At 66.1% G+C, this 21401-nt stretch carries 23 protein-coding genes and 1 tRNA gene; 11 read left to right on the top strand and 13 right to left on the bottom strand.

Annotated elements, in window-relative coordinates; genetic code table 11:
• Positions 1-21: 21 nt before the first annotated feature.
• The 7 genes from pknB to Q4G50_RS07975 are packed head-to-tail and all read right to left on the bottom strand — an operon-like array spanning position 22 to position 8837.
• Positions 22-1962, bottom strand: a complete 1941-nt coding sequence (gene pknB, locus Q4G50_RS07945; RefSeq protein WP_303377117.1) for a Stk1 family PASTA domain-containing Ser/Thr kinase — start codon at positions 1960-1962, stop codon at positions 22-24.
• Positions 1962-3356 (bottom strand): serine/threonine-protein kinase, encoded by a 1395-nt coding sequence (locus Q4G50_RS07950; RefSeq protein ID WP_303377149.1) that lies wholly within the window; start codon positions 3354-3356, stop codon positions 1962-1964. The genes pknB and Q4G50_RS07950 overlap by 1 nt, the downstream gene beginning before the upstream one ends.
• Positions 3356-4789 (bottom strand): penicillin-binding transpeptidase domain-containing protein, encoded by a 1434-nt coding sequence (locus Q4G50_RS07955; RefSeq protein WP_303377118.1) that lies wholly within the window; start codon positions 4787-4789, stop codon positions 3356-3358. The genes Q4G50_RS07950 and Q4G50_RS07955 overlap by 1 nt, the downstream gene beginning before the upstream one ends.
• Entirely contained in the window at positions 4786-6141 is a 1356-nt protein-coding gene (locus Q4G50_RS07960) for an FtsW/RodA/SpoVE family cell cycle protein (RefSeq protein ID WP_303377119.1), read from the bottom strand. Before Q4G50_RS07960 ends, Q4G50_RS07955 begins: the two co-directional genes overlap by 4 nt.
• Complete coding sequence (locus Q4G50_RS07965) at positions 6142-7575, bottom strand: PP2C family serine/threonine-protein phosphatase (RefSeq protein ID WP_303377120.1); 1434 nt, start codon at positions 7573-7575, stop codon at positions 6142-6144.
• The gene (locus Q4G50_RS07970; protein WP_303377121.1) at positions 7572-8036 is read right to left on the bottom strand and encodes an FHA domain-containing protein; all 465 of its coding nucleotides are present in this window, start codon (positions 8034-8036) and stop codon (positions 7572-7574) included. Before Q4G50_RS07970 ends, Q4G50_RS07965 begins: the two co-directional genes overlap by 4 nt.
• A 3-nt stretch (positions 8037-8039) precedes the next feature.
• Positions 8040-8837 (bottom strand): DUF3662 and FHA domain-containing protein, encoded by a 798-nt coding sequence (locus Q4G50_RS07975; protein WP_303377122.1) that lies wholly within the window; start codon positions 8835-8837, stop codon positions 8040-8042.
• A gap of 257 nt (positions 8838-9094) precedes the next feature.
• Between Q4G50_RS07975 and Q4G50_RS07980 the strand changes: the two genes are divergently transcribed.
• Positions 9095-9178: transfer RNA gene (locus Q4G50_RS07980), tRNA-Leu, on the top strand.
• 120 nt (positions 9179-9298) lie between these two features.
• Here the strand turns inward: Q4G50_RS07980 and Q4G50_RS07985 are convergent.
• The 3 genes from Q4G50_RS07985 to Q4G50_RS07995 all read right to left on the bottom strand — a co-directional run bounded on the left by Q4G50_RS07985 (position 9299) and on the right by Q4G50_RS07995 (position 10668).
• The gene (locus Q4G50_RS07985) at positions 9299-9562 is read right to left on the bottom strand and encodes a hypothetical protein (protein ID WP_303377123.1); all 264 of its coding nucleotides are present in this window, start codon (positions 9560-9562) and stop codon (positions 9299-9301) included.
• Complete coding sequence (locus tag Q4G50_RS07990; RefSeq protein WP_303377124.1) at positions 9562-9972, bottom strand: ATP-binding cassette domain-containing protein; 411 nt, start codon at positions 9970-9972, stop codon at positions 9562-9564. The genes Q4G50_RS07985 and Q4G50_RS07990 overlap by 1 nt, the downstream gene beginning before the upstream one ends.
• Before the next feature lie 99 nt (positions 9973-10071).
• Entirely contained in the window at positions 10072-10668 is a 597-nt protein-coding gene (locus Q4G50_RS07995; RefSeq protein ID WP_303377125.1) for a M23 family metallopeptidase, read from the bottom strand.
• Between the two features lie 154 nt (positions 10669-10822).
• On the opposite strand from Q4G50_RS07995, the gene Q4G50_RS08000 reads away from it, so the two are divergent.
• From Q4G50_RS08000 to Q4G50_RS08030, 7 genes are all read left to right on the top strand, one after another.
• Entirely contained in the window at positions 10823-11983 is a 1161-nt protein-coding gene (locus Q4G50_RS08000) for a CdaR family transcriptional regulator (RefSeq protein ID WP_303377126.1), read from the top strand.
• 170 nt (positions 11984-12153) lie between these two features.
• Entirely contained in the window at positions 12154-13566 is a 1413-nt protein-coding gene (locus Q4G50_RS08005; RefSeq protein ID WP_303377127.1) for a GntP family permease, read from the top strand.
• Between the two features lie 18 nt (positions 13567-13584).
• On the top strand, positions 13585-14331 hold the full coding sequence (locus tag Q4G50_RS08010; RefSeq protein WP_303377128.1) for a 3-hydroxybutyrate dehydrogenase: 747 nt from the start codon (positions 13585-13587) through the stop codon (positions 14329-14331).
• A gap of 17 nt (positions 14332-14348) precedes the next feature.
• On the top strand, positions 14349-15062 hold the full coding sequence (locus Q4G50_RS08015) for a CoA transferase subunit A (protein WP_303377129.1): 714 nt from the start codon (positions 14349-14351) through the stop codon (positions 15060-15062).
• Positions 15063-15065: 3 nt separating this feature from the next.
• The gene (locus tag Q4G50_RS08020) at positions 15066-15719 is read left to right on the top strand and encodes a CoA transferase subunit B (protein WP_303377130.1); all 654 of its coding nucleotides are present in this window, start codon (positions 15066-15068) and stop codon (positions 15717-15719) included.
• Positions 15716-16879, top strand: a complete 1164-nt coding sequence (locus Q4G50_RS08025; protein ID WP_303377131.1) for a thiolase domain-containing protein — start codon at positions 15716-15718, stop codon at positions 16877-16879. The genes Q4G50_RS08020 and Q4G50_RS08025 overlap by 4 nt, the downstream gene beginning before the upstream one ends.
• Positions 16876-17088 carry an OB-fold domain-containing protein gene (locus tag Q4G50_RS08030; RefSeq protein WP_303377132.1) on the top strand — a complete coding sequence of 71 codons (213 nt, stop codon included), beginning with the start codon at positions 16876-16878 and terminating at the stop codon, positions 17086-17088. The genes Q4G50_RS08025 and Q4G50_RS08030 overlap by 4 nt, the downstream gene beginning before the upstream one ends.
• Here the strand turns inward: Q4G50_RS08030 and Q4G50_RS08035 are convergent.
• Positions 17073-17705: a flavin reductase family protein gene (locus Q4G50_RS08035; protein WP_303377133.1), complete on the bottom strand. Its 633-nt coding sequence runs from the start codon at positions 17703-17705 to the stop codon at positions 17073-17075. The two genes, Q4G50_RS08030 and Q4G50_RS08035, sit on opposite strands and share 16 nt — an antisense overlap.
• 178 nt (positions 17706-17883) lie before the next feature.
• On the opposite strand from Q4G50_RS08035, the gene erm reads away from it, so the two are divergent.
• A complete protein-coding gene (erm, locus tag Q4G50_RS08040; RefSeq protein ID WP_303377134.1) occupies positions 17884-18675 on the top strand; it encodes a 23S ribosomal RNA methyltransferase Erm in 792 nt (263 codons plus the stop codon).
• Positions 18676-18690: 15 nt separating this feature from the next.
• Here the strand turns inward: erm and Q4G50_RS08045 are convergent, their stop codons facing one another.
• On the bottom strand, positions 18691-19659 hold the full coding sequence (locus Q4G50_RS08045) for a pirin family protein (RefSeq protein WP_303377135.1): 969 nt from the start codon (positions 19657-19659) through the stop codon (positions 18691-18693).
• A 58-nt stretch (positions 19660-19717) separates the two neighbouring features.
• On the opposite strand from Q4G50_RS08045, the gene Q4G50_RS08050 reads away from it, so the two are divergent.
• Both Q4G50_RS08050 and Q4G50_RS08055 read left to right on the top strand, forming a co-directional pair.
• Positions 19718-20023: a CHY zinc finger protein gene (locus Q4G50_RS08050; RefSeq protein WP_303377136.1), complete on the top strand. Its 306-nt coding sequence runs from the start codon at positions 19718-19720 to the stop codon at positions 20021-20023.
• An 82-nt stretch (positions 20024-20105) separates the two neighbouring features.
• Positions 20106-20543 carry a helix-turn-helix domain-containing protein gene (locus Q4G50_RS08055; RefSeq protein ID WP_303377137.1) on the top strand — a complete coding sequence of 146 codons (438 nt, stop codon included), beginning with the start codon at positions 20106-20108 and terminating at the stop codon, positions 20541-20543.
• Here the strand turns inward: Q4G50_RS08055 and Q4G50_RS08060 are convergent.
• A complete protein-coding gene (locus tag Q4G50_RS08060) occupies positions 20540-21376 on the bottom strand; it encodes a DUF3039 domain-containing protein (RefSeq protein ID WP_303377138.1) in 837 nt (278 codons plus the stop codon). The genes Q4G50_RS08055 and Q4G50_RS08060 overlap by 4 nt on opposite strands.
• Positions 21377-21401 lie beyond the last annotated feature (25 nt).

Here is a 21401-nt window from a genome sequence, read left to right on the forward strand (position 1 = left end):
GGGTCTAAGAGTAGCAGCGGTTTAACCGCGTCGGCCGAGGAGCCCGTCGAGGGGGTTGGCCGGCCTGGGGTCGGGGTCGTCGTCGGGGATGAACACGCCGACGTCGAACTCCCACAGCCGCAGGGTGACCACCGCGTCCTTGCGGAACTCGGTGCCAGCGGTGGGGTTGTGGGCGGCGGTGAGGCCGGCGTCGACAAGCGCGCCAGTTTTGACCGGCTCGCCGATCCGCAGCTCGCCGGTCCAGCCGGCGGATTCCAGGGCCGCGCGGGCGTCGGCCTCGTTGCGGCGGGTGAGATCCGGCATGGTGATGATCATGCCGTTGGAGACCTCCAGTCGCACGGTGGTGCCCGGGCGGGCCTGGGCGCCTTCGTTTTCCACGGTGAGAACGCGGCCCTCCGGCTCGGCGGAGTCGACCATGTCGACCTGCGGGATGAAGCCCAGGCTGTCGAGGGTCGCCTCCGCCTGCTCGACCTGCATGCCGGACAGCGCCGGGATGCGGATGAGCGCAGGACCCGTGGAGACGGTGATGGTCACGCGGGAGCCCTTCGGCACCTGCGCGCCAATCGGCGGGCTCTGGTCCATGACGCGCCCAGCGGTGATGTCGTCGGAGGTATCCTCCTCGACCTGTTGCTCCAGCAGCAGGCCGACATCGGCGAGCGCGCGTTCGGCCTCGGCGGGAGTCATGTCGGTGACGTCCGGGACGTCGGTGATCTCCCGCCCGCTGGACACCGTCAGCGTGACCGAGGTCCCCGGTTGCAGCTGCGAACCGGCGGTCGGGTTGGTCCGGATGACCGTGCCGCGCGGGATGTCGGGGGAAGGCTCCTCGTTGATGTCGACGCGCAGCTCCAGCGCCTCCAGACGGGCGGTCGCATCCTGGCGGGACAATCCGGTGACATCCGGGACAGACACCATCTGCTGGGAGGACTGGTTCCGGTCGGCGACCATGTCCCACACGAAGCCACCACCAATGCCCAGGGCGATGATGGCCAGCAGCGCCGCCAGCCACACCATCCACCGGTTACGGGGTGGTTCCTCCTCGCGGACCACGGGGGTCAGCTCGGTCGGGGCTTCCGATATCGGCTCCGGTTCCGCGATGTAGTGGCGGGCGGCCTCGGTGACGGCGTTGCGGGACAGGCGCTGCAGATCCTCACCCATCGCGGCGACCGACTGGTAGCGGTCCGCGGGGTGCTTGGCCATGGCGGTGAGCACTACGGCGTCGATGTTGACGGCGGCGGTGGGGGAGAGGGCGTCGATAAGCGACGACGGTGCCTCCGGATCCTCCTGCACATGCTGGTAGGCGACGGCGAACGGTGTCTCACCGGAAAACGGTGGGCGGCCGGTGACAGTTTCGTAGAGGACGCAGCCGAGGGCGTAGACATCGGAACGCGCGTCGGCGGCCTTGCCGCGCGCCTGCTCCGGGGACAGGTACTGGGCGGTGCCGATGACCGCGGAGGTCTGCGTCATCGCCGAGGTCGAATCGTCGAGGGCGCGGGCGATGCCGAAATCCATCACCTTCACCTCACCGGTGTTGGTGATCATGATGTTCGCCGGCTTGACGTCGCGGTGGATGATGCCCGAATCGTGGCTGTGCTGCAGCGCATCCGCCACGGGCAGGAGTACACCGGCGGCGCGCGCCGGGGTCATCGGGCCGTCCTCGCGGACGATGTCGCGCAGGGTCCGGCCGTGGACGCGTTCCATGACGATGTAGGGGACGTCGATGCCGTCGATAACCGTCTCACCCGTGTCGAGCACCGCGACAATCGACGGGTGGTTCAGTTTGCCCGAGTTCTCTGCTTCTCGACGAAAGCGTTCCCGGAAACTGACATCGCGCGCCAACTCCAGGCGCAGCATTTTCACCGCCACGCCACGCCCCAGGAGGCTGTCCTGCGCGGCGAAGACCTCGGACATGCCGCCGGTGCCGATGATCTCGGCCAGCTCGTAGCGGTCCCCGACGACAGTCATCAGGTACCTCCGTTGGTGAGGTTCCCCAGATCATCGACGAGTTGATCCAGGCCGGGGATCTCCGGCGCGGCGGGTGGCTCCACCGGCGGCTCCGGTTCTGGTTCCGGAGTCGGCTCCGGGGTGGGGGTGACCCACTCGGTGACGGTCTCCGGGGCTTGTTCGGTGGTCGGCTCCGGGGTCGGCTCCGGTTCCGGGGTGGGCGTGACCCACTCGGTGATGATCTCCTGGCTGGTGGGCTGCTCGCTGGTGGTCGGCTCAGTGGAACCGCCCTCGAACAGGCCGGCCTGCCACGCCAGGTACATGCCGCCGCCGAGCAACCCCGCGATGAGCAGGGCCAGCAGCAGGCCGGTGCCGAAACCACTGTCATTGCGACGCGGCTGCACGGCTGGTTGCTGTGGCACCGGGGTGCGGGGTGCGGGGTGGATGGTCTGGGCAGGGCGGATCGTCGTGGGGTTGGTCACCGCGCCGAGCATGCGGGTCGACTCGGTCGGGGAAGGCTCCCGGGCGACCTGCGTCATCGCCGCCGATGCCGGCTGCGGGGGGCGCTTGCCCAGGCGGACGGCGGACACGGCCAGGGCCATCTCATTGCCGTCGGCGAAGCGTTGCTGCGGTTCCTTACGCAGGGCGATGCCGATGAGCTCGCGGGCCTCGGCGCTGACCTGCGTGGACAGGGCCGGCGGGGACTGCGAGATATGGGCCAGTGCTACCGACACCGAGGAGTCCCCGGTGAACGGGCGCTGCCCGGCGAGCATCTCGTAGCCGACGACACCGAGGGAATAGATGTCGGAGGCGGAGGTGACGTCCTTGCCCTGCGCCTGCTCGGGGGAAACGTACTGCGCGGTGCCCACGACCATGCCGGTGCGGGTCAGCGGCACGGCGGCCGCGGCCTTCGCGATACCGAAGTCCGTGATCTTGACCTGCCCGTTCTGGGTGATCATGAGGTTGCCCGGCTTGATGTCGCGGTGCACCAGGTCCATGCGGTGGATGATGGACAGACCATGGGCGGCCTGCTCGAGGACATCCAGGGCGAGCGACTCGTCGAGTGTCTTCTCCCGGGCCAGCAGGTCCGCCAGCGATTCGCCGCGGACATATTCCATGGCGATGAAGCAGAAGGTGTGGCCGGCGGGGTCGGGGATCTCCCGGTAGTCGTAGGTGCGTACGACGTTGTCGGAGTCGATGAGCTCGGCGGTTTCTGCTTCGTTGCGGAAACGGGTGAGGAACTCCCGGTTGTCGGAGAATTCGGGGCGCAGGATCTTCAGCGCCACCTCACGGTCGTGGACGAGGTCGTCGGCGAGCCAGACGGTGGACATGCCGCCGTGGCCGATGATCCACTGCAGCTGGTAGTCGCCGCCGATGAGTTCCTGGAGCCTGTCGCGGCCGTCGATGTCAGCCATCATGCACCTCCTGCGGCGTCGAGGACGGCACGCCCGATGGGGGAGGCCACCTGTCCACCGGTGGCGCCGGTGCCCAGGCCGCCACCATTCTTCACGACGACGCCCACCGCCACATCCGCATCCGGCAGGTACGCGACGTACCACGTGTGCGGGGCGGTGTTCTCGTCGCCGTGCTCGGCGGTACCGGTCTTGGAGGCGATGCCCGCGCGGCCGCCGGCGGTGTTGCGCTCGGAGGCCAACATCAGCTCCTCCAGCTGGGCGGCCACCTCCGGGGTGATGGCCTGGGTGACCTCGTGCGGGTCGGCCGAGCGCAGTTCCTTAAGGTCCGCACCCGTGATCTTATCGACGACATACGGTTCCATCCGGCGTCCCTCGTTGGCGACGGTCGCCGCCATCACCGCCGCCTGCAGCGCCGACATGGTGACGTCGCGCTGGCCGATGGCACTTTGGCCGAGGGCAGCATCATCGCTGATGTCGCCGAGCCCGCCGGGGGAGGTGGGCAGACCCAGGTCCGGTTCCTCGCCGATGCCGAAGGCCTCCGCGGTGGAACGCAGGGCATCCGCGCCGACGTCGACGGACATCTGCACGAAGGCGGTGTTGCAGGACAGGGAAAACGCGGTCTCCAGGGTGACCTCGCCGCCGCCGGCGCAGGCCTGACCGCCGTAGTTGGTCAGTGTCGTCGTGGTGCCCGGCAGGGTGATCTCCGGGGCGCCGGTGAGCATCGAGTTGGCGGAGTAGCCATTGCCCAGACCTGCGGCGGTGGTGATGATCTTGAAGATCGACCCCGGCGGCAGGGTGTCCTGCGTGGCGTGGTTGATCAGTGGGTTACCCGGGGCCTGGGTCACCTGCGTCCACGCCTGCTCGGCGGTTGCCGGGTCGACGATGGCGTTCGGGTCATAGCCGGGGGAGGACGCCAGGGCCAGCACCTCACCACTCGACGGGCGCAGAGCCACGACCGCACCCTCATAACCGTTGCCGCTGAGCTGCTGGTGGGCGATCTGCTGCATATTCGGGTCGAGGGTCAGTTCCAGGTTCGCGCCGACACTCTCCTGGCCGGTGATCGTGTCCATCCACCGGGAGGTGAACAGGGCCGGATCGGTGCCGTTGAGCACCTGGTTGTAGGAGGCCTCTAACCCGGAAGCACCGTACTGGTCAGACAGGTACCCCGTGACCGGCACGAAGGCAGCCGGATCAGCCGAAGGATAAGAACGCTGGTAGAAACCGTTGGCATCCTGCGTGGAGGAAGCCAACACCATGCCCCCGCTGGCGATCTGCCCGCGTGGGATGGATTTCAGCTCATAGAAGCCACGCTGATTGAGCGGGTTGTTGGCGTACTGCTCCTCGCGGAAACCCTGCACCCAGGTGAGGTTGACCAGAAGGACCAGGATGAGCAGCACCGCGAAGCCGGCGGCGAAACGAAGCGAACGATTCATCGCGCACCACCCGCCTGGGCGCTGAAGAGGCCGGTGCCGGGGGCGGCGTCGATAAGCGGGTCCTGCTCGGCAGGACGGCGCGCGGAATGGGAAATCCGCAACAACAGGCCGAGAAGAATGTAGTTCGCCATGAGGGAGGAACCGCCGGCGGACATGAACGGGGTGGTCAGCCCGGTCATGGGCATGAGCGCGGAGATACCGGCAGTGACCACGAACACCTGGATCGCGATCGTCAGAGACAGGCCACCGGCGACGAGCTTGCCGTAGGTGTCGCGCACCTGCAGTGCCGCGCGGAAACCGCGGGTGATCAGCAGTGCGAACAACACCAGCACCGCGGCGATACCGACCAGGCCCAACTCCTCAGCAACGGCCGCCAGGATGAAGTCAGAATGTGCCACGGGCACGATCTCCGGGTGGCCCTGGCCGAGGCCGGTGCCGGTCACCCCACCCCAGGACATGCCGAACAGGGCCTGGGATAGCTGGTAGCCGGTGGAATCGTAGTTGGCCACCGGGTCAAGGAAATTGGTCACCCGGTCCTGGATCTTCGCCGAGACCTGGTACACGGCCGTACCGCCGGCGGCCACCAGCATGACGCCGATGAGCAGCCAGGAGGCACGCCCGGTCGCCAGGTACACCATGCCCAACACGGTCGAGAACAGCAGCAGCGCAGGGCCGAAGTCATTGGAGGCGGCCATGATGAGAATGGCGATGGCCCACACCAGAAGGATCGGCGCGAGGTCGCGCAGGCGTGGGAAATCCAGGCCGAGGAAACGGTAACCGGCCACGTTGAACAGCGCGCGCTTGGAGGCCAACAGCTGCGCGAAGAACAACAGCAGCAGGATCTTGGAGAACTCACCCGGCTGCACAGAGAAGGGACCGATGGTGATCCAGATGCGGGCATCAGCGTTGATCGACGTCGGCCACACCAGTGGCAACGCCAGCAGGATGAGTCCCAGCAGGCCCAGCAGGTAGGAGAATTTCGACAGGTGTCGGTGCTGGCGCACCACAAACAGCACCCCGACTAACAGGACGATGCCCACCAGCGTCCACATCACCTGCCGCGAGGCCAGCGACGTGCCGTTGGCGATGTCCAGCCGGTGGATGACCACCAAACCGATGCCGTTGAGCAGGGCCGCGCCAGGCAGCAGCAGCTGATCGGCGTGCGGAGCGGTGATGCTCAGCGCCACGTGCGCGATGGTGAACACCACGATGAAACCGGCGATCAGCTGCAGCATGTCCGTGGTCAGGGCGTTGCCCTGCGAGAGCTCCAGGCTGGCCAGCATCACGGTGAGGATGACGGCGGCGAGGATGAGCAGGAAAAGTTCGGTACGGCGAGCCAGCAGGCGCGACATTTACTCCACCTCCCGGCAGTTGATGCCCGGGCGGGAGAGGTTGCCGTCGGCTTCCTCTTCGTCCGCGTTTTCATCTTCGGTGGCCCGGTCGATGCACACCGGCAGCGCCTGATCCGCCAGACGGCGCAGTTGCAGGGTGACATCATCGTAGGAGCCGGTGTCCAGGCCCTCGACCTGGGAACGCACCGACTCGGGCAGGTCCTGCAGCTGGAAGGGGGCGCAGTTCTCCGTGGAACCGACGTCCACCAGGCGCAGATCCCCCTCAGCGTTGAGGCAGGCCTCCTGGAAGGGCGAATGCAGGTCGCGGCCGAACACGGAGTAATTCACCCCGTGGTGGATGACCAGGTGATCTTGGGCGCCGGTGGTGATGAAATAGGAATCATCGATGGTGCGTTTGGCCCACCAGCCGCCCAGGGCCAGGCCGATGAGCAGCAGCAGTACCGCGATCAGTGCGGGGAGACGAAACGAGCTCCGGCGGCCGGCATCACCTGCCGGGGCGGCAGCAACCTCCTGCGCACCGGATGGGGCCTGGCGGGCACCCGTGAGCGGCTGTTGGGTGATCTCCCCGTCGGGGGAGATCGTCTTCGGCTGGCGGGAGAGCAGCGCGGCGCGGCCGGCGGAAGTGTCCGGGTGGGACTCCTCCTGGGTCTCTCCCAGCAGGGCGCCGGCGGTGACGGGGGAGGCGGGAAGGGCGGCGCGGGCGACGTCGTCTAGCTCGTCCGTCTCGACGACATCCGCCACAACCACCGTGATGTTGTCCGGACCACCCGAACGCAGGGCCAACTCGATCAGGCGCCGCGCGGCATCGGAGGGGGAGCCCTCCGCCAGGGTCTGCTCGATCGTCGAGGCGGTGACGGGATCCGACAGCCCATCGGAGCACAGCAGGAGGCGATCGCCGGGGCGGGCGTCGAGATCCCGCAGCGTCGGCTCCACCGGGCGGCCCGTGTAGGCCTTGAGGATGAGCGATTTCTGCGGGTGCGAGGAGACATCCTCGGGGTCGAGCTTGCCTTCATCAACCAGCGACTGGACGAACGTGTCGTCCACCGTGATCTGCTCCAGCTTCCCCTCGCGCAGGCGGTAACCACGCGAATCGCCGACGTGGATGAGCCCGAAGGAATCGCCGTTGAACATCAAAGCGGTGAGCGTGGTGCCCATGCCGTCGGTCTCCGGGTGATCCTGAATCGCCTGGGAAATCTCCCGGTTCGCATCATCGGCGATGCCGCCGAGTAGGGCGAGCATGTCATTGTCGGCCGGGTCAGCGTCAAGACGCTCCAGGTGAGTGACCATCAGCTGGCTGGCGACCTCGCCCGCTGCGTGCCCGCCCATGCCGTCGGCGATGACGAGCAGGTTCGGGCCCGCGTAGGCGGAGTCCTCGTTGTTGCCGCGGACCAGCCCCCGGTCGGAGAGCACGCTGTAATTAAGTTTCAGACTCACGGGACCAACCTCACTGTCGTCCGGCCGACCTTAATGTCGGTGCCTGTGCCCACGCGTTCAGGCTGGTCAATGCGGTATCCGCCGACAAACGTGCCGTTGCGGGAATCCAGGTCCTCGACATACCAGTCGGAGCCGCGGCGGAAGAGGCGGGCGTGGCGGGCGGATGCGAAATCATCGCCCAGCTGAAAGGAGCACTCGGGGCTGCGGCCCATGACCACCTCTTCGAGGGTGGACACGGCCATGTGGGAGCCCTTGAGGGGGCCGTCGATGACGGCCAACTGCTTCGCCGCTTCTCGACGCCCCGTCGGCAACGCCGTCCGCTGTTGCGGCGCCGCCGCGGAGGGCAGGACCCCCTCCGCGGCGCGGAGATCCTTCCGCATGGCGCGCACCGCCATGAAGATGAAAAACCACAGTAAAACCAGCAGAGCAATCTTGAAAATGAGCAGTACCAGTGAATCCATGGCTCACCTCCCCGCCGTCTTCATCGGATCCACGATGCGGACCTCGATGTGGGAATGACCGACGGTGATGACATCGCCGTCGGCAAGCAACCAGTTCTCCACCGGAGTGTCATTGACGGTGGTGCCATTCGTCGACTGCAGATCCACCAGCACCGCATCCTGCCCATCCCAGGTGATCTCCGCGTGCTGACGCGACACCCCCGTGTCCGGCAGACGGAAATCCGCATCGTTGGAACGACCGATGATGTTCGAACCCTCATTGACCATGAACGTCCGGCTCGAACCATCCTGCAGCAGCAGCGTCACCACCGGGTCCTGCGGCATCTCCGTCAGCTCGGTGGGTACATCCTGCTGGTTCATCGACTTCTCCTGGTTGTTGACATGATCGGTGGTGATCGCCTCGAAACCACTGCTTTCCGAAGGCTCGGCATCCCGGTAGGACGACACCCGCAACTGCCCGGTGTGCAGCCCCGACTCCTCCGCAATCCGCACCACCATCGGCCCGTGAGTGCTCCACGCCCGGTTCCGGCACCAGCGAGTGAGCTGATCCGCGAAACCAGCCGCCAGATCATTCGCACCCTGCGAGAGGTTCTCCAGATCCTTTGAGGACACACCCACCATGTAAATGTTGGGCGCGTACACCACACCGTCCTCGACGACGAGGTTGTCTTCCGCCTCCTGCTTGAGCAACTCCTCAATCTCGGCGGGCACCACCTTGCCTCCGAAGACCAGGGCGAAACCATTGTCCAGGCCGCGCTGCAAAGCACTGTCCAGCCTGGCGAACTTGGCCATGATCGACATCGGGCGCGGCCTCCTCTCGGGCGTTACGGCTAACTAGTAAATCGCGCGGGGTGACTGACCCTCGCGCGCATGACAGGCACCAGTATAGGGTGCGCACAGATGGAAAACGTACCCGAGTAACCTGCGTTACACGTACCCATCGCCTGCTTATGGGCTGCGGAAACATGGATTGTACTGGCGATTTGCTTAATCTCACTGAGTCCGTGTTATCTTGTACTAGTCCACAGAGCGGGTTATACCGCTTGAATGGCCACCCAGCCCGGGTGGCGGAATTGGCAGACGCGCTGGCTTCAGGTGCCAGTGTTCGCAAGAACGTGGGGGTTCAAGTCCCCCCCCGGGCACAGATGAAAATCCCGGTCCCTCTCAGAGGGGTCGGGATTTTCGCGTCCCCGGGCTTAGTGGTCGATAGCCGGTACACTCCCCGATTCTCAGGACCTCAAAACGGGCGAGTGTACCGGCTTTCACCACCGGCGCCGCGCGAGCGCTATTGCGACTGCCCCCAGCACGGCGGCCATGCCGAGCAGCACACCGACTGAGGTGATGTTCCACGGCTCGTTCACCCACGAGCGGGCGACCAGGTCCGCCAGTTGATAGGAGGGTGAAAAGTGGAAGATGCGGCGGATGCTCTTGTCGAGGATCGCGACCGGGACGAACGCCCCGGATGTCAGCATGAGAAGGATCATGAGGATGTTGCCGAGGGCCGCGGCGGCCCCCACGCTGGGCATCAGGCTGCCCAGGGTGTAGTCGAGGGCCAGCATCGCCGCCGGAGAGGTCTTCCACGCGGGAGGTGGCCTTGTCGCTCATCCGGGTCGCGGGGCGCGGCGTAGAAGGATGCGAACAGGGTGATGGTTTCGCGGACTGTCAGGCGGGGCAGGGAGGTGGATTCCTGGTGTTGGCTGCACAGGCGGTGCACCAGTTCGGCGTGGTTGGCGATCGGGTCGAGCCCCAGTACCTCCACTGTGCCCGCGGTGGGGCGATCCAGACCTTGGATCTGGTTGAGCAGGGTGGTTTTGCCCGAGCCGTTGGGCCCGAGCAGACCGTAGATCTGGTGCTTATCGACGTCGAGGGTGACATCCTCCAGTGCAATCGTACTGCCGAATTCCCGCCTGACTCCGATGCAGATGATGGCGCTCATGGGCCTCTTCCTGGTGGTACATGCAGTTATACCCCAGGTTAGCAACACGGTGACGCTAAAAACCTGCCGGACGCGGTGTGCCCGCCAGCCTCGCGGTTCTTAGAAGTGGATGCCGTGGTGTGCGAACCACGGGACCGGATCAACCGGGCCGGAGCCGGCCGGGTGGATCTCGAAGTGCAGGTGGGAGCCGGTGGAGAAGCCGCGGTTACCCATGCCGGCGATGTGGTGGCCGGCGTCCACGCGCTGGCCGACGCCCACGTGCAGGGTCTCCATGTGACCGTAGACGCTCATGGATCCATCATCGTGGCGGATCCGGATCCACTGGCCGTATCCGGAGGCCGGGCCGGAGTCGATGACGGTGCCGGCCATGACGGCGTAGATCGGGGTGCCGATCGCGTTGGCGATGTCGATGCCGTAGTGGAAGGTGCCCCAGCGCGGGCCGTAACCGGAGGTGAAGGCCCCCGTGGCCGGGCGGACCACGGAGGGGGTCGGGGCGAGCTGGGCGACACCGGTGGCGGCGGCAACCTCGTTGATGATGTTGCCGCCGGAGGACATGGCGGCGAAGTCCTGGGCATGGGCGGTGGGGGAGACCAGGCCGGAGGTGGCGGCGGTGCCGATGGCCAGGGTGCCCAAGGCCAGACGACGCTGGAGACGGGCGGTGGTGCTGGGCTTGCGGTGGCGGCCGATGTAGCTCATGGGTGGTGCTTCCTAACCTTTGGTCACGGGCGGATGATCTTTTGTAACCATTCCGTTATCAAGTTGTGACCAGATTAGGGGTCGCGGCGAGTTATGTCCAGTCGTGCATCTGAGCTGGGCCCCTTGTCGGGTTGAGGGGATACTGTGGCATGTCATGGACAATCACTCCACTGACCGGTGGCAGAACCTCCTTGATCGCCTGCAGAAGGACGATGAGTCGCTGGTGGACACGACGGTGGCGCAGCTGCTCGACACCATTCCGGGATACGGGAAGGTGGGCCCAGCGCCGCTGGCCTTTTCCGTGCGCCGCAACATCGCGCTGAGTATCCGCATCATCCGCCACGGTGCAGAGCCCACGTTGGATGATGTTCCCGAGGCGCATGCCCTGGCCAATGAACGCCTCGGGCAGGGCGTGCCGCTGGGTAGCGTGCTCAGCGGTTTCCGTGTCTCCATGATCATGATCCTGCGTCGCCTCATCGCCTTGGCCCCGGAGTTCGACGTCCCCACCGATGAGGTGCTGGAATGCTCCACACTCTTGTGGTCGCTCGCGGACGCCTTCTCGACGCGGGCCACGGCCGTCTACCGCGACCGGGAGATTGCCCGGGCGGTGGCGGATTCCGCGCGCCGTTCCGAATGGATCGGCAACGCGGTCCGGGAGGGGATGGAAGCCTCGGAACTGATGTGGGGTGCGGCCATGTACAACGTGCCCACGGATGTGCCGCTGCGCGCGGTGGCCGCTTTCTCCACTCTGGCCACCGGAGCGCCAGCGGAACCCCTGCTCGTGGCCTGGGCGGAGCGGTCGGGTCTGCGGCTGCTCACTTCGGTGCAGTCGAGCATCATCGTCGGCATCCTCATCGGCGAACTCCGCGAGGGGGCGCAGCAGGAAGCCAAGCAGGGGATGGTCATCGGCCTGGGGCAACCGGAGTTGCTCAGTGAGCTGCACGCTTCCTTCTCCTCTGCCACGCTCGCTCTGCGGGCTGCGGAACAGGTAGGGGAGGAGGGGCTCGTTGACCTGGAGAATCTCTCGTGGCGGCTGGCCATCCACACGTGCCCGGAGGCGACGGACCTGCTTAAGCGCCGTTACCTGGATCCCCTGCGGGGGGTGGGGGAGTTTCGCACGGAGCTGCTGGAGTCTGTGCGGGCCTATCTGGAGCACCGGATGAACATTCCGGCGGCGTCGAGAAGCATCCCTGTCCATGTGAATACTCTGCGTTACCGTCTGCGGCGATTTGAAGAATTAACTGGTGCGGATTTGGGGGACGTGCAGTCCGTCATTGAGGTCGCGTGGGTATTGGCAGCGCACCCCAAGTTGTAGCTAGCTACAAGATTTGGTCTAAAAGGTTGCACCCATAGATGTAGTGCGGATCACATTCGGGGATGCATGCTGGAACACAACGCCAGCCACATAGTGTCGTGCATCACAGTAGTGGTGCCAGGCTCCATAGGCGGCTCCCACCTATCCCTTCCCACTACAAGGAGGAGCTGATGATCCTCGGAATCATCGGAATCCTGGTTTCCCTCGCGTTGCTCATCACGCTCGCGTACCGCGGAGTGCCGGTGCTCATCGCCGCCCCCGCCGCATCACTGGTCGCCCTCATCTTCTCCGGCGCCCCGATGCTGCCCGCGTACACGGAGATCTTCATGCCGGCGATGGCCAACTTCGTCGGCAGTTTCTTCCCCGTCTTCCTCACCGGTGCCATCTTCGGCATGCTCATGACCGTCACCGGTTACGCCAAATCAATCGCCACCAGCGTCACCTCACTCATCGGCGGCAAGGGCGCCATCGCCGCCACCGTCATCACCTCAGCGCTGATGACCTACGGCGGCATCAGCCTCTTCGTCGTCGCCTTCGTCATGTACCCGCTGGCCCGCGAGCTCTTCCGCGTCGCAGACATCCCGCGCCGCCTCATCCCGGCAACCATCGCCCTGGGTATTTTCACCTTCACCATGACCGCCCTGCCGGGCACTCCGCAGGTGCAGAACATCATCCCCGGCCAGTTCTTCGATACCGGCTCCTTCGCCGGCGCGCTCATCGGCATCATCGGATCCCTCATCATCCTCGCCTTCGGCATGGGTTGGCTCGAGTTCCGTCGCCGTCAGCTCGTCCGCAATGGTGAGCACTTCTCCAGCCGGGAGAACGATGGTGAAGAGGACACATCCAGCGGGATCAGCAACGGCACCGAGAACCACCTGCCGGAGCCCACGAACCGCTTCATCCCCTTCGTGCCGCTGCTCACCGTGTTCGCCGTCAACTTCCTGTGCACCCTCTACATCTTCCCGGCACTCGACTGGAGCTACCTCTCCGAGGACAAGTATGGTGGCGCCACCTTGTCCAGCCGTGCCGCACTGTGGGCCGTGCTCGTGGGAATCACCACCGCGATCCTGGTCATCCTGGCGCTCAACGCCCGCCACGTGCAGAAGCTGTTCCGGGCCCTGGGAGAAGGCGCGAAGAACTCCATGTTCCCGGTGTTCAGCACCGCCTCCGAGGTCGGCTACGGAGCGGTCGTCGCCTCCGTCGCTGCCTTCGCCCTGGTCCGTGATTCCGTATTCAACATGGGCGCCAACGCCATCATCACCTCCGTGGTCACCGTCTCCATCACCGCCGGCCTCACCGGTTCCTCCTCCGGCGGCATGACCATCGCTCTTAACGCCCTTGGTGAGCAGCTCCGCGACATGGCCGTGGCCGACGGCATCAGCATGGAAGCCATGCACCGCCTCACCGCCATGGCCGCCGGCGGCCTGGACACTCTGCCGCACTCCGGCGCCGTGGTCACCCTGCTCATCGTCTGTGGACTCACCCACCGCCAGTCCTACAAGGATGTCGCCATGATCACCATGGCCGGCCCGCTGCTGGCCGTCGCCCTCCTCGTCGGCGCCGTGTCCGCCGGCATCCTCTAAATCCCTGAAAGGAACATCATGCATTCCCTTGCTTCTCGACGTGCCCTCATCACCGGAGGTGCCTCCGGTATCGGCGCTGCCTGCGCCCGCGCCTTCGCCGCGGCTGGTGCCCACGTCACCGTGTGCGACATCAACGACGATGATGCCCGCGCCCTGGCCGAGGAAATCGGCGGCGAGCACTGGAGCGTCGACCTCTCCGACACCGTCGCCCTCGAGGACCTGAGCCTCGAGACCGACATCTTGGTCAACAACGCCGGTATCCAGCGCATCTCCCCGATCCACGAGTTCGACCCGGGCGACTGGCGCCTGATCAACCGCCTCATGGTGGAGGCCCCGTTCCTCCTCGTCCGCGCTGCCCTGCCAGGCATGTACGAGCGTGGCTTCGGGCGCATCATCAACATCTCCTCCATCCACGGCATGCGTGCCAGCGCCTTCAAGTCCGCCTACGTCACCGCCAAGCACGCCCTCGAAGGCTTCTCCAAGGTCACCGCCCTGGAGGGCGCCGAGCATGGGGTGACATCCAACTGCATCAACCCGGCCTATGTGCGTACCCCGCTCGTCGAAAAGCAAATCGATGACCAGGCCAAGATCCACGGAATCGGGGCGGACGAGGTCGTCGAAAAGATCATGCTCACCGAATCCGCCGTCAAGCGGCTCGTCGAACCGGAGGAGGTCGCCTCCCTGGCCACGTGGCTCGCCTCCGAACACGCGGGCATGGTCACCGGCGCCGCCTACACCATCGACGGTGGCTGGACCGCCAGCTAAGCAGGAAGGAACCACACATGAGCAAGTACACAGACACCATCCGGGACGCCCTGATCCCGCAGCTGCATGACGGCATGACCCTCGCTGTCGGTGGATTCGGAATCTGCGGCATCCCCTCCACCCTCATCGACATCGTCCGGGACTCCGGCGTGCGCGACCTCACCGTTGTGTCGAACAACCTCGGTATCGACGGCGTCGGCCTCGGCCGCCTCCTGGAGAAGGGCCAGATCGCCCGCGTCCTCGCCAGCTACATCGGGGAGAACAAACTCTTCATGGAGCAGTACCTCAGCGGGGCCGTCGAGGTTGAACTCGTACCCCAAGGCACCCTCGCCGAGCGGATGCACGCCGGCGGCGCCGGTATCGCCGCCTTCTACACCCGCACCGGCGTGGGCACCGAAGTGGCCGAAGGAAAACCCACCGCCGAGTTCGACGGCGAGACCTACCTGCAGGAACGCGCGATCATCGCCGATATTTCCCTCGTCCGGGCGCACACCGCCGACGTCGACGGCAACCTCCGCTACCGCCTGGCCGCCCGCAACTTCAACCCCGTCGTCGCCCAGTGCGGACGCCTCACCTTCGCCGAGGCCGAGCACGTTCTCGCCCGCGGAGAGCTGGGCCCCGACGACATCCACACTCCCGGCGTCTACATCCACCACCTGGGGGACGCCACCATCCCGACCCAGATTGAGCAACTCACCACCCGCCCCCGACCCAGCGATCAGGAGGACTAAACCATGACCTGGACACGAGACGAAATGGCGGCCATTGCCGCCCGCGAACTCGAGGACGGCGACTACGTCAACCTCGGCATCGGCATCCCCACCCTCATCGCCAACAACCTGCCCGCCGGCGTCGACGTCGTCGTGCAGAGCGAGAACGGCATCCTCGGCATGGGCCCCAACCCCTACCCGGGTGAGGAGGACCCCGACCTCATCAACGCCGGCAAGCAGACCATCACCCTGCAGCCCGGGGCGGTCATCTTCGACTCCGCCACCTCCTTCGGCATGATCCGCGCCGGCAAGATGAAGGCCGCCTTCCTTGGTGCCATGGAGGTCTCCGGCAGCGGAGACCTGGCCAACTGGAAGATCCCCGGCAAGCTCGTCAAAGGCATGGGCGGGGCCATGGACCTCGTCGCCGGGGCACGCCGCGTTGTCGTGCTCACCGACCACAACGCCAAGGACGGCTCCCCCAAGATCGTCGAGGAGTGCTCGCTGCCGCTGACCGGCGTGGGGGTGGTCAACCGGATCATCACGGACCTGGCGGTCTTCGACGTCGTGGATAGGCAGCTCATCCTGCGCGAGATCGCGCCGGGACACACCGAGGACGAGGTGCGCGAACGTACCGGAACCGACTTCACGGTCGAGCTCGCGGAAGGAGCACAGGCATGAGGAACGTCATCGTCGCAGGCATCGGGGAAACCCCGATGGGCCGCTATCCCGACCGCGGCCTGCACGCCATGATCGAGGAGGCCGGTAGCGCCGCGCTTATCGACGCCGGCGTCGACCCCGCCCGCATCGGTGCCGCCTACGTGGGCAACTTCGCCGGCCAGCCGCTCACCGGGCAGGCCCATATGGGCCCGCTGCTCGCCGAGACCCTGGGCATCCCCCATGTTCCGGCGCTGCGCGTTGAAGGCGCGTGTGCCTCCGGCGGGCTCGCCCTCTACCAGGCGGTACAGGCCATCCGGCACGGCATCCACGACGTCGTGCTGGTCGGCGGCGTGGAGAAGATGACCCACCAGACCACCGCCGTGGTCACCGAGGCGCTGACCTCCGCCATGGACGTCGAACTCGAGGCCCAGTCCGGGCTCACCTTCCCCGGCATCTTCGCCATGGTGGCCCACCGCTACTTCCATGAGCACCGCGACGTCCGCCGCGAAATGGCCCAGGTGGCCGTCAACGCCCACGACAACGCCCTGCTCAACCCCCACGCCCAGCTGCAGAAGGCGATCGACGTGGACAAGGTGCTCTCCGCCCCCCGCATCGCCGACCCCTTCGGCCTCTACGACTGCTCCCTGGTCACCGATGGCGCCGCCTTCCTCGTGCTCACCGCCGAGGGTGTGGACACGGCCTCGACGGCGCGCCGGGTGCGCATCACCGGTTCCGGCCACGGCGGCGACACCCTGACGCTGCACGGCCGAAAATCCCAGACCAGCTTCGCCGCCACCCGGCAGGCCGCGGCCACCGCCTACGAGCAGGCCGGGGTGGGCCCGGGTGACATCGACCTCGCCGAGGTCCACGACTGCTTCACCATCACCCAGATCATCAACACCGAGGACCTCGGGTTCTTCGAGCCCGGCCGCGGCGGCGACGCGGTGGCCGAGGGGCGGACGGCCCGCGGCGGCGACATGCCGATCAACACCTCCGGCGGCCTCAAGGCCAAGGGCCACCCGGTCGGGGCGACGGGCATCAGCCAGGCCATCGAGGTCATCACCCAGCTGCGTGGCGACGCCGGCGAGCGCCAGGTGTCCACCGCCAACATCGGGCTCACCCACAACCTGGGCGGCACCGCCGGCACCTGCGTCATCAACATCTTCGAGGGAGAATCATGAGTTCCACCATCTTCACCTACACGATCGTGCGCACCCCACCCCAGGGCGTCGAAGGTGCGCCCTACTGTGTGGCCATCGTCGACACCGACGGCCATCGCGAGACCGCCCGCGTCGCCGGCTACACCGACGGGCGGGAGGTCAGCATCGGGCAGGCGCTGCGCGCACTCGACCAGCCGGATGAGTTCGGGGCGCGCTACAGCCTGGACTGATTGGCCTCCGGGCGGGGCATCTCGAAGCGGGCCTCTTCGGAGATGGTGAAGTAGGTCGCGGGGCCGCCACCCCGGCTGATGGGGTCAGCCAAGGTGGTTTGGTAGATGCCGTCGACGAGCAGTGTCTTGTCGATGTGCACGCCTACGACCTCCCCGAACACCATTCTCGTCTCGGTCGGCGCACCGGCGGCATCCTCCAGATGCACGATCTGCGTGGCGCGGCACTCGAAGACGACGCGGGCCTCGCCGACGTGGGGGACGTCGATAAGCCGGGAGGGGGCGGGGGTGAGCCCGGCGAGCGCGAACTCATCCACCTCCGGGCCGGTGATCCGCGCCGACTCGTTCATCGCCTCCGCCAGGTCGCGTGTGGCGAGGTTCCAGCAGAACTCTCCGGTTTCGCGGATGTTGGTCACGGAGTCCTTCTCCCCGATGCTGGCGAATCCGATGAGCGGCGGCGTGTACGAGAAAGCGTTGAAGAAGCTGTAGGGCGCCAGATTGAGGGTGCCGTCAGCGGCGCGCGAAGAAATCCAGCCGATCGGGCGCGGCGCGATGATGGCGTTGAAGGGCGAATGCGGCAGACCGTGGCCGGCGGCCGGCTCGTAGAAGTGGAAGTCCATGCGGCCACAGTAGGTGGTAATGTCGTTGACATGTTGATCTTGGGAACCGCCTTCATGCGGTTGCGCCGCAACCGCTGACAGCGGCTGACCCTCCAGTAATGGTCGCCGCTCCGGTCCATGAGCCGGGCGGTCCCTTTGTCGTGCCCGGCTCCAGAACACCTCATTCTCGGAGCACCCCTTGTCTGCATACTCCCACGGCCGTCACGAGCACGGCCAGAACTTCCTCACTGATTCCCGCGTTATCGCCTCGCTCATGGAGCGCGTCGCATCCACCACAGGCCCTCTCATTGAGATCGGCCCCGGCGAAGGCGCTCTGAGCCGCCCGCTGGCCGGTATCGGTCGGTCCCTCACCGCCGTGGAGATCGATCCCCGGCTCACGGAGGCGTTGCGGCTGGCACTTGGCCCCGCGGTCACCGTCATCAACGATGATTTCCTGCGTTACCGACTGCCCTCGCATCCGCACGTCATCGTCGGAAACATCCCGTTCCACCTCACCACGGCCATCCTCCGACGTCTGCTGCATGCGCCTGCCTGGACCGATGCCGTCCTTCTCATGCAATGGGAGGTCGCCCGGCGGCGCGCCGGGGTCGGTGCATCCACCATGATGACAGCCCAATGGGCACCATGGTTCACGTTCGAGCTCGGCGAACGCGTCCCCCGGGCAGCGTTCACTCCCCGGCCCGGGGTCGACGGCGGTGTCCTGCACATCCGGCGCCGCACGACTCCGCTGGTGCCGACGAAGAACCGCAAGGCGTTCCAGGCGCTGGTGCATACCCTCTACACGGGGCGCGGTCGCGGCATCGGGGAGATCATCACCCGGGCCAGGATCCTCCCCTCCCGGCAGGCGGCGCAGGCGTGGGCGGAACGATCCGGGGTGCGCCCCACTGCGCTGCCCTCGGATCTGTCGGTGGTCCAGATGGTCAGCCTCTTCGAGAGCAGCGGGGCGGCCCCGCCCCGACGCCGCAGGTAGAAGAAGGTCCGGACATTACGGGCGCTGCTCGCTCCCGTCGGGGAAGCGGGCGAAGCGACCGGCATCGCGGGGGAAGACCTCCTCGGTGGTGGGCCACGGCCAGCCGCCGAAGCGGGTCTCCTGATAGTCGATGAACGCCTGCTGCAGCTCCGCATGCGAGTTGGCCACGAAGGGGCCGTGCTGATGCACCGGCGCCCCGATGGGCACACCCTGGAGGACCAGCGCGCGCACCGTCTCCTGACCTGCGGTGATCTCGGTGCTCTCCTGCCCGACCTGCTGGTAGCCCCAGCCTGCGGCCACCGTCGACCCCTCGACCTCGGCGTCTCCGGAGAAGACGTAGAGGGTGCGGCGGGTCTCGTCATTCTTGGAGGCCGGGAGGGTGAGGGACTGCCCGGCCTCGACCTCGATGAGCCAGACGGCGACATCATGGGCCGGGTCGGCGGCCCAGGAATTCACCGGCGGGTTGAGGGGCGTGGCATCGCCGAGCGCGCCCGCGATGATGCGCACCGATCCGCCTTCGGCCTGGTGGACCGGGATATCCTCACCCCACTGCATGGTGAATTCCGCGGGGACGGTCTTGGATTCCGGCGGCAGGTTGAGCCAGATCTGGAAGAGCTCGAGGGGGTTGGGGGAATCCTCGTTGATCAGCGGGAACATCTCCGAGTGGGTGACGCCTCCGCCGGTGGTCAGCCACTGGGCGTCACCCTGGCCGTAGCGGGCCGCGGCGCCGACGGAGTCGGTGTGGTCGACGTGTCCGGAGGTGACCAGGGTGATGGTCTCGAAGCCGCGGTGCGGGTGAGCGGGGAAGCCGGGGATCTTCCGGCCGTGGTACATGCTCCAGCCCTCGGGCCGGGCGGAGCCGGGGCCCATGTCGGCATCGCCGGCCGGGAAGGCGTCCTGGTGGAAGACGGCGAAGAGGAAGGGATCGGTGCCCTGCCAGGGGTGGGTGAGGCGGAAGGGAACATTGGAAGTGGTCATGTACATGTCAACAACTTCGGGGAGGGTTTGTTCCCGCTGCGAGACGGGCCCGTACCGTGGGGGCATGAGTATCCGGGGAGTCGGCGTCGATGCGCAGGGTCGCTGCGCCCACTACCGCAGCGACCGCGACGTGGTGGCCAACCGCTGCGCGACCTGCGGGGATTACTGGGCGTGCCACGCCTGTCACGCGGAGCTGGCGGATCACCCCTTCGGTCGGATGCCGTTGGTCGAGTCGGGCTCGGTCATGTGCGGGGTGTGCGCCCACGGGATGGATTATGCGGCGTACTCGGCGGCGACGGCCTGCCCGCAGTGCCGGCACCCCTTCAATGCGGGGTGCGCCGCGCACGCTTCGCTCTACTTCCTGATCTGACCCCCGGGCGGGATGACAGGGCGGCGTACACTTGTTACAGTTGTTGCAGATAATTCCAGGTACTTCAGTTGGGAGGGCCGCTGTGGCCGACGTCATGCGCATCGATCAGGAGGACCTCACGGAAAGTGAGCTGTGGGAGCACCTCTCCCTGCTCAAGGATCTGTGCCGCAGGCTGCCTGTGCATTCTCCCGTGGCTGAATTGGTCGGGCAGCTTGCTTCGGCACTGGAGGGCGGACGGGAGTTCACTGCAATTGTCGGCGAGAAGGATCTCAGTCCGAACGAGGCGGCGAAACTACTCGGAATCAGTCGGCCCCACCTCATGGAAAAGTACGTCCGAACAGGCCTTCTTGAGGCAGGTAAGGTCGGGACGCACTATCGCATCTCGGCCAGCGCTGTCGCGGATTTCATCGAACGCCGGGAGCGCGCGGCCCAGGACGTGGCGGAAGCGATTTCGCATTCATATGAAACGCGCGAACTCGACCTCCGTGACGAGGATCTGGAGGAGCTCGCTGAACTCTAGTCGGTGGGACTACCGGACGCTTCGATCCGCTTGATTAGGCTCTGCAGTTTCTGCGCCACGGGTTGGATGCTTTCACATTCCTCGCAGATGGGCAGGTCGGGTGCCGAATCTCCGTCGCGGGTCGGGACGAACCAGACACCACACAGTGCCTTGACTGCTTTTCCGAGAACATATCCGGCAGTCAGCTCATTGATACCTGCCCAGTGGAGGACTGCGGGAGCAGCGGGCTGTCGGCGTGCCACGTGTCCGTCAGTTGCGATCGTGAGGAACTGCGCGAGTTGGGCATGTGTCACCAGAAGGTTGAGAAGGATCCTTCGATAATCGGGGCCGTAAACCTGTTCTCTCAACTCAGCATTCGGTTGGAGGAAGGGGACGTAAAGTCCCAGGAATCTTGACCGGAGGTTGTCGTTGTCTGCGTCGATGGTCATGCTCACAGTCACCTCAGCCGTCGACTCATGCATCGTGTCTACAGAATTTGATACCTCAGAAAAATCGATTCTGACGAGGACTTTCGCCGGCATGTTCTTCGGGAGGGGGACAAGACTGTCACTGCCTGGAGCATTCACCGCCCGTTCCATGGCCCGGCAGAAACTTTGCAGCAGTTCGATATCCTCGGCCGATGTCAGACGGGCAGCCCTGTCCCGGTCTCGAAGCTGTTGATCGATTCGGGAAGGAAAGGCACTGCTACTGCTTGATGACAACACGTCAGCAGTGCTCGCGTGAAAGCGGTCATGGGTGTCTGCATGGACCAGCCACCAGTCGCCTTCTGCGTCGACGATGACTGCACCACGCCAGGCTGCCCCCTGGTGAGAGCGCACCTCGTAGACAGGCACTCCACATTTCCGTGAGCTGCTCCGG

Origin of the sequence: Corynebacterium sp., assembly GCF_030538285.1 — a bacterium.
In the GTDB taxonomy this organism is placed as follows: Bacteria; Actinomycetota; Actinomycetes; order Mycobacteriales; family Mycobacteriaceae; genus Corynebacterium.